Raw genomic sequence first — 8329 nt, 5'->3', positions numbered from 1 at the left:
GATCTACACAGGATAGAAGTAATGTTAAAGTAAGGTTTATTTTCGCAACTACTGAAGAGCCTAAAAAAACACTTCTTAAAACATTTCTAAGGAGAATACCAATATTAATTAAAATACCGAATATAAATTCAAGACCAACAGAAGAAAAAGTATTATTAATAAACAAATTTTTTCAAGAACAAGCAAAAAAACTTAATAAGACAGTTAAAATATATCCTAAAGTATTAAATTATCTCGTTGAATTTGATGGAGAAGGAAATATAGGAAGCTTAAAAAATCAAATATTGGTTGCGTGTGCAAATGGTTATAGAACAAATAGAAAAGACGGAGTAATTGATATTAGAGAAATTAATAAAATAATAGACTTGAAGAATGAAGCGCAGGTTTTTTATGAACCATTAGTAGTTAGAAATAGTGAGGATGTTTTAATTAACGATATTGGACAAATAATAAAATTGCCAAATATGGATATTTATATTTTAAAGGAAAAACTATTAGGTGATTTGAAAGCAAAAAAAATTAATGATAAAAAACTTATTAAAGATGTAACAGAGTTAGTTGAGTATATTTATTATTATCAAATCGATAATAGAGATAATTATATAGAAAATATGTACTTAGGTATTATAACAGAAGAACTTCTTTTGCTTAAAGAAAGATATGGAATTAAATTTAATAGTGTAAGACATAAAGTCTTTAGCAGAGTATTAAAATTCTTTTACAATCAAAATTATAGCATGTTAAGTCATGGAGAGGAAGAACAGTGGAATAGTTTGCTTAAGAAGTTAAGTGTAAAATTTCCAAGAGCATATTTGTTGGCAAATGTATTCGTTCAGGATATTTCAAAACAATTTGGGAAAGAAAATTCGAGTGAGCTAGAAGTTATATTTACAATTATGTTTTTAGAAATACTTAAAGAAAATGATTTTGTAAGTGGAATAATAATTACACATGGATATTCAACAGCTAGTAGTATTGCAAGTTTAAGTAATAGTTTGTATGAAAAATACATATATGAGCCATTTGATATGTCAATAAATATGAGCGTTTCAGAAATTACCAAAGAAATAAGAAAATATTTAAAAAAAATAGATACAACTAAAGGGATTATAATTTTAGTTGATATGGGAAGTCTTTTTGAATTAGGCGATGCAGTTAAGGATGTAGTAAAAGGAGATATAGGAATAATTAATAACACAACAACACAAATTGCATTAGATGTAGCTGGAAAGTTAATTTGTAATGAATCAATCAGCGACATTGTAAATGATATTAAAGAAAAAAACTTATTAAAGTCTAAGTTTATTAAAAATTCTAAGATGAAGAGAGCAATTGTTGTTACATGTTTTTCGGGGGTTGGAACCTCAATAAAAATAAGGGATATGATAAGAGAGTGTTTTGATACTAATGAAGTTGAAGTAATTGAATATGAATTTAATATTTTATTTTCAAAGGGAAATAAGGCGGATATTTTTTCAAAATATAATGTAATTCTGATTATAAGTACTATGAAATTAGAAATTGAAAGTGTAGAGGTTTTGCTATTAGAAGAATTACTGACAGAGAAAGGAGAGGATGTATTAAAAAGTACATTAAAGCAGTTAGGCATTACTCATAAATTTTATCAAGTAAATTCAAGTATAATAAAATGCTTTTCAATAGAAAATGTAATAAATAAATTAACTATTTTAAACCCACAAAAGGTATTTAAAGATGTAGAGGAGTTTACAAGAAATATAGAATTAACTTTAGACAAAAAGCTTTATAATGATTTGAAAATGATATTATTAATGCATTTGAGTTTGATGATAGAAAGAATTTTTCTAAATGAAGTTATAGTTTCCGAGAAAGCGCAAGATAATCTGAAGAAGTGCAATAAAAAAGTGATTAAAATTATAGAGGACAGTTTTAGTGCAATAGAAAGTGTATATAAAATAAGAGTTCCTGCAACAGAAAAAGTTTTGGTATATCAAATAATAACATCTAGAATGCCTGAAATCACTGAACTTTTATAATGAAAATAAAGTTGGTATGAGATTTGCTAAATATAAGTGTAGAGAATTTATTAAGGAGAGGAGTGACAAATGTGATAGGGGTTATTGTCGTAACTCATGAAGAATTTGCAAACGGAATAAAGAAAGCTACTGAAATGATAGTAGGGGAGCAAAAAAAGTTTGAATCTATAGGATTTTATAATAATGAATCTATGGAAATGCTATATAAAAGAATAGTTGATACAATTGATGAATTAGGGTGTACAGAGGTACTTATATTTACAGATATGTTAGGGGATACACCAACCAATGCTTCAATGATGGCTATGTTTGAGAGAAAGTGTAGGATTATTGGAGGTGTAAACTTACCTATGTTAATTGAGTGTCTATTAAATAGACAATATAAGGATATAGATACTCTAATTAGAGAAGGTGTTAAAAGTGGACAAGATAGCATTAAATATATAGACAAAATATTAATAGAAGATTAAATTTGAGGGGGAATAAAAATGGCACTTTCAATTATCAGATGTGATGACAGACTTATTCACGGACAATGTGTAGTAAAAGTTTTAAATGACTTTAAAGTAAAGAGAATATTATTGGTAGATGATTTTACTGCTAATAATCCAGTTATTAAAAGTATTTATAAGGCAGCAGCTCCACCAAACGTAAAAATTTCAATATTAAATGTAAAGGATTCTATTAGTAAGATAAAAGAAGCAGTAGATAATACGACTAGTACTTTACTGCTAATAAAAGATCCTAGTGTGCTAGTGCAAATAATGCAAGAAGTTCCAGGAGTAAATAAGGAATTGAATATAGGTCCAATGAGTAATAGAAATGGAACAATTAAAGCAGCTTACTTTGCAAATCTTTTGAAGAAGGAAATAGAATCTATTGAGGAATTGACTAATATAGGGGTTAGAGTATACTTCCAACAAGTAGTTGAAGAAAAACCTGTTGAATGGGTAAATGTACGTAATGAAATTTTATCTAAAATATAAAATATTAAATATCAAGGAGTGATGATTAAATGGAATTATGGCAAGCTTTATTAATCGCATTGTTAGGTTTTTTAGGGTCAATTTATGGAACCTTTTGTTTAGGTACAATGGGGGGATGGAACACTATAGGTAGACCATTGGTTGCAGGCGCGTTAATAGGATTAATTTTAGGGGATGTAAAAACAGGTATTTTAATTGGAGCTGCAATACAAGGACTATATATCGGATTGGTTACACCAGGATTATCAATGCCAGGAGATGTTAACTTTGCGGCATATATAGGAATTCCATTAGCTATAGTTAGTAGTGCTTCCCCAGAATATGCTGTAAGTTTATCAGTACCATTAAGCTTTTTAGGGGTAGCAGCAGTTTATATTGTAGCTACTGTAAATGTTTTCTTTGTCCATAAGCAAGATAAATGGATAAAGGAAGGTAAACTGAATTTAGCTAATAATATCCCAATAATATCAACAATTACGCAATTTCTTGTAAGATTTTTACCAATCTTTTTAGCTTGTTACTATGGATCAGGCTTAGTAACTAAGTTAGTTACACTTATACCTGAATCAGTTGGAAACATATTCATTATTTTAGGTGGAATGTTACCAGCAGTTGGATTTGGATTATTAATTAAATATATAATGAAAGATTTATCAGAAATTTTATATTTCTTCATAGGATTTATATTATTTGCAGTATTTAATGTTCCAATAGTTGCAGCAACAATAATTGCACTTTTCTTAGCTTTAATTGATATTAAGTACACACATACTGAAGTTGTAGAGGAGGATTAGCTATGGGGAAAAATGTTAAATTAAAAGAAAACGGTAAATTAACAAAGAAAGACTTATTTAAGGCTTATATAAACTGGATAACTTATGCTTTATCATGTCAAAATATGGAGCGTATGGAGGCACCTGCTTTTGTTAGGATGATGGGTAAGATAGGTGATAAACTATATACAGACAAAGAAGACAAGCAGAAATTAATGGAGAGACACAGTCAGTTTTTTAATACTGAGCCATTAGTTGGAGCTATCATTCCAGGAATAGCAATTGGACTTGAAGAAAAGAAAGCTCAACAAGATAATGATATACCAGACGAAATGATAACAGGTATAAAAACTGCATTAATGGGACCTTTTGCAGGTATTGGAGATTCATTGATTTCAGGGACATTAATTCCAATTTTATTAAGTATTGCATTAGGACTATCTAAAGATACAGGAAGTTTGGCGGGTCCAATATTTTATGTAGTAGCATTTTTAGGTATTATGATTCCATTAACATGGGGATTATTCTATAGAGGCTATAAAACAGGTTTAGATGCAGCTGGAGCAGTCTTAAGTAAAGGTATAAAAGATAAAGTAATAAGAGTTGCTAACATTGTTGGATTGATAGTCGTAGGGTCTATATCAGCTCAATATGTTGGAGCACAAGTTGGATTAAGTTATAATTCAGGTGAATCTGTATTTGCACTACAAGCTGTATTAGATAGTATATTTCCATCATTAGTACCATTATTGTTAACATTATTAAGTTGGTTTTTATTGGATAAGAAAAAGATTAGTATGGGATGGGTTTTTGTAATATTTATAGCGATAGCAATAGTTGGAAGTTTAACAGGGATTCTAATTCCAGTATAGGAGAAATATAGAATGGATAATTTAATTAATAGTCTAAAAGGAGAAATAATAGTTTCATGTCAAGCTTTTGAAGAAGAGCCATTCCACGGATCGGAATATATGGTTAAAATGGCTGAAAGTGCCAAATTAGGAGGGGCTAAGTTTTTGCGAGCTTGCTGGCCTAATGATATTTCAGCAATTAAAAAGGTTGTTAATTTACCGATTATAGGTATAAATAAAATAATATGCGAAAATTTAGATATAAAAAGAGATGTAATAATTACACCTACCTTCGAAGCTGCAAAGGAAATTTACTATGCAGGTGCAGATATTATTGCCGTTGATTGTACTAGAAGAGCGAGAAGTGTAAAAGTTGAAAAGCTGTTGTATGACATAAAGAGTAAATTAGATGTAAAAATCATGGCAGACATAAGTACATTAGAAGAAGGGTTAGATGCTATAAAGTACGGAGCAGATATTGTATCTACGACTTTATCTGGATACACCTATCACTCTTCACAGAGTAAAGAGCCTGATTATGATTTAATATATAAACTAAGACAAGCTACAGATACTCCAATAAATGCGGAAGGTAGATACTGGGAAATAGCTCAAGTGAAAAAGGCCTTTGAAAACGGAGCATGGTGTGTAACAATAGGCGGAGCTATAACTAGGCCTCATTTAATAACGGAAAGATTTATAAAAGCGGTTAAGGGAGAGTAGTAATATGGAAAATATGTTGTATTTTGAGTTAGCAAAAAAGGTTATTAGTGATTTAGAAGAATGTAAGAATGAAATCAAAAAAGCAGGAGAAATTATTGCAGATTCAATAATGAATGGTGGAATATTAATTACATTTGGAAGTGGACATTCAAATGCTGGTGCAATTGAAGTGGCAGGAAGAGCAGGTGGGTTAGTACCTGCTATAGCTATGGAAGATGTATCTCACGGTGTATATGAAAGAATTGAAGGGGTTGGTAAAGAGTTTCTAAAAACTTGGGATTTGAGAGAAAATGATTGTGTAGTTATAATATCAAATTCAGGAAGAAATCCATTACCAATTGAAGTTGCGGAATTTGTTAAAAATAACGGTAATAAACTTATAGTTGTAACTTCTAAAAAGTTTTCTCAAAGTGTTACTTCAAGACATAGCAGTGGTAAAAAGTTGTATGAATTTGCAGATGTTATCTTAGATAATCATGTTGAACCTGGAGATTCAAGTATAGAATTAGAAGGATTAGATTGCAAAATTGGACCAACGTCTACTTTATCAACTGTTTTACTGTTAAATCAGGCGATTGTTTATGCAGTAGAAAAAATGCTAAGTTGTAATTATAAACCACCTGTATATTTAAGTGCAAATTTAGATGCAGGATTAAAGTGGAATAATGAATTAATGGAAAAATATTTTGATAGGTTAAGAAAGAAAATGTAAAAAATAGTCTGGTAGCTATAAATGGTTACCAGACTATTTAAAATAGAGGAGTTATTTTATGATTATTTTTGATGAGAATCCAATTAGAAGAGGGAAAAATTCATTGAAGTGGGATGGGGTTAGAGAAGTTTTTAAAACTGAAAAAGAAGATATTATTCCTATGTGGGTTGCAGATATGGATTTCGAAATTAGTGATATTATACGTGACTCCATAATGTATTCTTTAGATATAGGTGAATTCGGATATTTAAATAATACTTTAGAATTAAGGAATGGTTTCATAGATTATTTTAAGAAAAAGAATAACTACGATATAACTAAAATCAATATTTTTTTCACTATTGGAGTTATAGCAAGTATTAAATTATGTATAAAAGAATTAACTCAAAAAGGAGATAAGATATTAGTAAATACGCCAGCATACCACTCATTTTTTGATGCAATAAAGTATAACGATAGGGAAATAGTTGATAGTAAGTTACTTAACATTGACAATAAATATTATTTTGACTTCAATGATATAGAAATCAATTTTAAAAATGGTGTTAAGTATATGATTTTATGTAATCCACATAATCCTACAGGTAGAGCATGGAGTAGAGAGGAGCTCAGTACATTAGGAAAATTATGCATTAAATACAAAGTTACAGTTATTTCAGATGATATACATAGTGATATTATTTTTGAAAATAGTGAATATACTCCATTTTTTACAATATCGAAGGATGTAGCTGAATTGTGTATTACATGTATGTCTCCAAGTAAGACTTTTAATATACCAGGTATTAGTGGAGCCACTGTAATTATTAATAATAATATACTTGCTGAAAAATTCAATCGTGCGATTAAGAGTAGTAGTATAGGATTAAAAAATATATTTTCTGTAAATTCTATGTTATATGCTTATAAATATGGAGCAGAATGGGTAAAAGAACTTAATAAATATTTAAATAATAATTATAACTTTCTAGTTGAATTTATGAGAAAAAATATTAAAGAGGCTATTATAACTAGAAGTGAGTCAACATATCTAGTATGGATTGACTTTACAAAGTTAAATCTAAATAAGAATGAATTATATGATTTGATTGTTAATAACTGTAATGTAGCTTTAAGTAAGGGTGAGGACTTTGGAAATGGATACGAATTATATATGAGATTAAATATTGGTTGCTGTAGAGAAAACTTAAGAGTTGCATTAGAGAGACTAAAAGATGGAATTGGAGGGTTAAAAAGTGAAGTTAGGATATAGTGAATTAATTATCAACCCAATTAAGGAAACAAGATTAGTTGGAATGGGGGATTCTAAACCCAAAGCTAATGAAATTGAAGGTGATCTGTATGTAAGATGTATTATTTTTAATGAAGGGAACAGGAATGTTGCAATAATATCATTAGATAGTTTAGCTATTAGTTATAATATAGCTGAGAGAGTCAAGGAAAATATAATAAAAAGTTTTGATTTAAATATTGAAGTTGTTATTAGTTGTACACATACTCATTATGCACCTTCTATATTGAATCATCCGTATTTGTGTAGAGTTGATGAGGAATATTTAACTCTATTGAGCGAGAAAATTATAGAAGTAATAAGTAAGTGCGTTTTAAATATGAAAGAAAATATTAATATAAGATATAATTATTGTTTCTTTGATGAAATAGGCAAAAGTAGAATAACAGGATTAGATAGTAAAAATATATTTTTGCAAAGACTTGATTTTTTCTCGGATAAAGAGAATATAGTAACAATAGTTTTACACAACTGTCATCCTACTATATTATCAGTGGAAAATAATAAGATATCATCGGAATATCCAGGTGAAACTATTGAAAAATTAAAGGCAAGAAATAAAGATACTTTCTTCATGTTTCTACAAGGAGCAGCAGGTGATATAAGTACAAGAACTACAAGAAGGGGGCAAGATTATAATGAAGTTAATCGAATGGCCAATATTTTAACTGGAAAAGTAATGGAATTAGATAAGGGTGAAAGTGAACCAATAATAAATATGAGTTTAAAAACTGAAATATTTAATATTAATCATAATATTAAAACACTTGAAAATTTTACTATTTCTCAATCGATTAGTAATAGAGAAAAAGAAACAATACAAATGGCATTAGGATATCTACAAGAGTTAGGAGAAAATAAAGAATATTTAGATAATAAAGTTAGGATAACTAAAGTGAAATTGAATGATATAAATTTGGTTTTTAATCCATGTGAGTTATTTTCATCATATTTAAATAATTTTGACGTTTCTAATAC

The 8329-nt window shown here is 28.8% G+C and carries 9 protein-coding genes; all 9 read left to right on the top strand.

The annotated features are described in order from the left end of the window. Positions 1-2015, top strand: a 2015-nt coding sequence (locus tag E6248_RS10150) for a PRD domain-containing protein (RefSeq protein ID WP_316340693.1), incomplete at its 5' end; no start/stop codon positions are given. 71 nt (positions 2016-2086) lie between these two features. Beyond that, positions 2087-2485 carry a PTS sugar transporter subunit IIA gene (locus E6248_RS10145; RefSeq protein ID WP_316340692.1) on the top strand — a complete coding sequence of 133 codons (399 nt, stop codon included), beginning with the start codon at positions 2087-2089 and terminating at the stop codon, positions 2483-2485. A gap of 18 nt (positions 2486-2503) precedes the next feature. Beyond that, complete coding sequence (locus E6248_RS10140; protein ID WP_316340691.1) at positions 2504-3001, top strand: PTS sugar transporter subunit IIB; 498 nt, start codon at positions 2504-2506, stop codon at positions 2999-3001. A gap of 29 nt (positions 3002-3030) precedes the next feature. Further along, entirely contained in the window at positions 3031-3795 is a 765-nt protein-coding gene (locus E6248_RS10135) for a PTS sugar transporter subunit IIC (protein WP_316340690.1), read from the top strand. A gap of 2 nt (positions 3796-3797) precedes the next feature. After that, positions 3798-4646 carry a PTS system mannose/fructose/sorbose family transporter subunit IID gene (locus E6248_RS10130; protein ID WP_316340689.1) on the top strand — a complete coding sequence of 283 codons (849 nt, stop codon included), beginning with the start codon at positions 3798-3800 and terminating at the stop codon, positions 4644-4646. Positions 4647-4658: 12 nt separating this feature from the next. After that, the gene (locus tag E6248_RS10125; RefSeq protein WP_316340688.1) at positions 4659-5348 is read left to right on the top strand and encodes an N-acetylmannosamine-6-phosphate 2-epimerase; all 690 of its coding nucleotides are present in this window, start codon (positions 4659-4661) and stop codon (positions 5346-5348) included. A gap of 4 nt (positions 5349-5352) precedes the next feature. After that, positions 5353-6060, top strand: a complete 708-nt coding sequence (locus tag E6248_RS10120; protein WP_316340687.1) for an SIS domain-containing protein — start codon at positions 5353-5355, stop codon at positions 6058-6060. Positions 6061-6118: 58 nt separating this feature from the next. Next, entirely contained in the window at positions 6119-7312 is a 1194-nt protein-coding gene (locus tag E6248_RS10115; RefSeq protein ID WP_316340686.1) for a PatB family C-S lyase, read from the top strand. Beyond that, positions 7296-8329: hypothetical protein (locus tag E6248_RS10110; RefSeq protein WP_316340685.1), on the top strand; the 1034-nt coding region annotated here is incomplete at its 3' end. The genes E6248_RS10115 and E6248_RS10110, both read left to right, overlap by 17 nt.

Origin of the sequence: Clostridium sp., assembly GCF_032552055.1 — a bacterium.
Taxonomy (GTDB): domain Bacteria; phylum Bacillota; class Clostridia; order Clostridiales; family Clostridiaceae; genus Clostridium.
This window is presented reverse-complemented; position numbering and strand designations above follow the sequence as displayed.

Excerpts from the sequence above, each read along its gene's own strand:
- E6248_RS10120 (WP_316340687.1), top strand. The coding sequence starts at position 5,353 with ATGGAAAATATGTTGTATTTTGAGTTAGCAAAAAAGGTTATTAGTGAT.
- E6248_RS10130 (WP_316340689.1), top strand. The coding sequence starts at position 3,798 with ATGGGGAAAAATGTTAAATTAAAAGAAAACGGTAAATTAACAAAGAAA.
- E6248_RS10135 (WP_316340690.1), top strand. The coding sequence starts at position 3,031 with ATGGAATTATGGCAAGCTTTATTAATCGCATTGTTAGGTTTTTTAGGG.
- E6248_RS10125 (WP_316340688.1), top strand. The coding sequence starts at position 4,659 with ATGGATAATTTAATTAATAGTCTAAAAGGAGAAATAATAGTTTCATGT.
- E6248_RS10115 (WP_316340686.1), top strand. The coding sequence starts at position 6,119 with ATGATTATTTTTGATGAGAATCCAATTAGAAGAGGGAAAAATTCATTG.
- E6248_RS10140 (WP_316340691.1), top strand. The coding sequence starts at position 2,504 with ATGGCACTTTCAATTATCAGATGTGATGACAGACTTATTCACGGACAA.